Origin of the sequence: Nonomuraea sp. NPDC049141 (genome assembly GCF_040648415.1) — a bacterium.
Lineage (GTDB): Bacteria > Actinomycetota > Actinomycetes > Streptosporangiales > Streptosporangiaceae > Nonomuraea.
Genome location: NZ_JBEZDR010000135.1, coordinates 1 through 2,330, shown reverse-complemented (window position 1 = coordinate 2,330; position 2,330 = coordinate 1). Strand labels below are relative to the sequence as shown.

Annotated in this window: 1 protein-coding gene; it reads right to left on the bottom strand. The window is 70.2% G+C overall.

Annotated elements, in window-relative coordinates:
* Positions 1-115: 115 nt before the first annotated feature.
* A complete protein-coding gene (locus tag AB0B91_RS65170) occupies positions 116-2,314 on the bottom strand; it encodes a (Fe-S)-binding protein (RefSeq protein ID WP_089002722.1) in 2,199 nt (732 codons plus the stop codon).
* Positions 2,315-2,330: the final 16 nt, after the last annotated feature.

Sequence of the window (2,330 nt, the reverse complement as noted above, 5' to 3'; positions counted from 1 at the left end):
TGACCCCCCCCCCCCCGCCCCCCCCGCCCCCCATCAACACCCCCCCCCCCTCACCGCCGCGGGCGGCGCCCCGGGGGGGGGCCCGCCGCCGTCGGGGCGTCGCAGGGGGTACGCGTCAGCCGGCGACCGGCAGCCGCTCGGTGTCGGTGCCACCCGGTGCGTCGGGCTTGACCGACCGGAGCAGCACGCTGGCCACGTCGACGACCTCGACCTGTTCCCCGGCGCCCTTGCCGTTCACGCCGTCGTTGAGCATCGTCGAGCAGAACGGGCAGCCGACGGCGACCGTCTTCGCCCCGGTGGACATGGCCTCCTCGACCCGGTCCACGTTGATCCGCTTGCCGATCTTCTCCTCCATCCACATCCGGGCGCCGCCGGCGCCGCAGCAGAAGGAGCGCTCGCTGTTGCGGGGCATCTCGGTCAGCTCGCCGGAGATGGCGGACCCCAGCACCTCGCGCGGCGGGGCGAAGACCCGGTTGTGCCGGCCCAGGTAGCAGGGGTCGTGGTAGGTGACGCCGCCGTCGACCGGCTGCACCGGGGTGAGCTTGCCGGTGGCGACCAGGTGCGCCAGGAGCTGGGTGTGGTGGACCACCTCGAACTCGCCGCCGAGCTGGCCGTACTCGTTGCCGAGGGTGTTGAAGCAGTGCGGGCAGGTCGCGACGATCTTCCGCTTGCTCTTCTCCCGGCCCTCGAACGCCTCGTTGAGGGTCTCCACGTTCTGCTGCGCGAGCATCTGGAAGACGAACTCGTTGCCGATGCGGCGGGCCGGGTCGCCGGAGCAGGTCTCGCCCTCGCCGAGGATCGCGAACTTGACGCCCGCCTCGTTGAGCAGCGTGGCGACCGCCCGCGTGGTCTTCTTGGCCCGGTCCTCGAACGCGCCGGCGCAGCCGACCCAGAAGAGGTACTCGAAGTCGTCGACCTCGCCGACCCGCGGCACCTCGAAGTCCAGGCCCTTGGTCCAGTCCTCGCGGGTGTTCTGCGGGGCGCCCCACGGGTTGCCCTTGTTCTCCAGGTTGCGCAGCATCACGCCGGCCTCGGACGGGAAGCTCGACTCGATGAGCACCTGGTAGCGGCGCATGTCGACGATGTGGTCGACGTGCTCGATGTCGACCGGGCACTGCTCGACGCAGGCGCCGCAGGTGGTGCAGGACCAGAGCACGTCCGGGTCAATGACGCCGCCCTCCTCGGCGGTGCCGATCAGCGGCTTCTCGGCCTCGGCCAGCGCCAGCACGTCCATGTGGGCGAGCTGGGCGGCGGTGGCCTTCTCCTCGCCGGTCAGGTCCTTGCCGCCGCCGGCCAGCAGGTACGGTGCCTTGGCGTACGCGTGGTCGCGCAGGCTCAGCACCAGCAGCTTCGGCGACAGCGGCTTACCGGTGTTCCAGGCGGGGCACTGCGACTGGCAGCGGCCGCACTCGGTGCAGGTGCTGAAGTCCAGCAGGCCCTTCCAGGTGAACTGCTCGACCTGGGCGACGCCGAACTGGTCCTTCTCGGGGTCGGCCTCCTCGAAGTCCAGCGGCTTGCCCTGGCTCGTCATGGGCCGCAGGGCGCCGAGGCCGGAGACGTTGGCGCCGGGGTCGCGCTTGAAGAAGATGTTGAAGAAGGCCAGGAAGCGGTGCCAGGCGACGCCCATGGTGACGTTCAGCGCGATCACGATGAGCCAGGTCATCGAGATGGCGATCTTGATGAGCGCGGCGATGCTGACGCCGGCCTCCCAGTTCGGCAGCACGCCGCCGACGGCGTGGCTGAGCGGGGCGGCCCAGACCGGGTACTCGAAGTGGTCGGTGGCGACCTTGAAGCCCCGGATGACGAAGCCCATGATCAGTACGGCGAGGATGATGCCCTCGACGAAGTAGCCCTGCCACATGGTCGAGCCGGTGAACCGGGACTTCCCACCCGGCCGGGTGGGCCGGTTGCGGAGCCGGATCGCGATCAGCACCAGGATGCTGACGAGGCCCAGGATCGCGAGCCACTCGGTGACCAGCCCGTAGATCGCCCAGTTGCCGACCAGGGGCAGCCCGCCGGTCGGGGAGACGACCTCGAAGTACGCCTCCAGCACCAGCAGCGACAGCACGATGAAGCCGACCATCACGAACCAGTGGGCCGCACCCACGACGCTCCAGCGGAGCATGCGGGTGTGGCCGGCGGTCTCGGCCAGCATGGTCTTGGTGCGGGTGCCCTTGTCACCGAAGCGGGTCGGATCCGGCTGACCCAGCCGGATGACGGCCACCATCTTCATGACCGCGCGTACCGCAAGCCACACCGCCACGGCGGTGATGGCGAACGCGAGGATCGTGGTGACGATCTGGACGCTGCCCATCGAGTTGGCCTCCCCG

Excerpts from the sequence above, each read along its gene's own strand:
- AB0B91_RS65170 (WP_089002722.1), bottom strand. The coding sequence starts at position 2,314 with ATGGGCAGCGTCCAGATCGTCACCACGATCCTCGCGTTCGCCATCACC.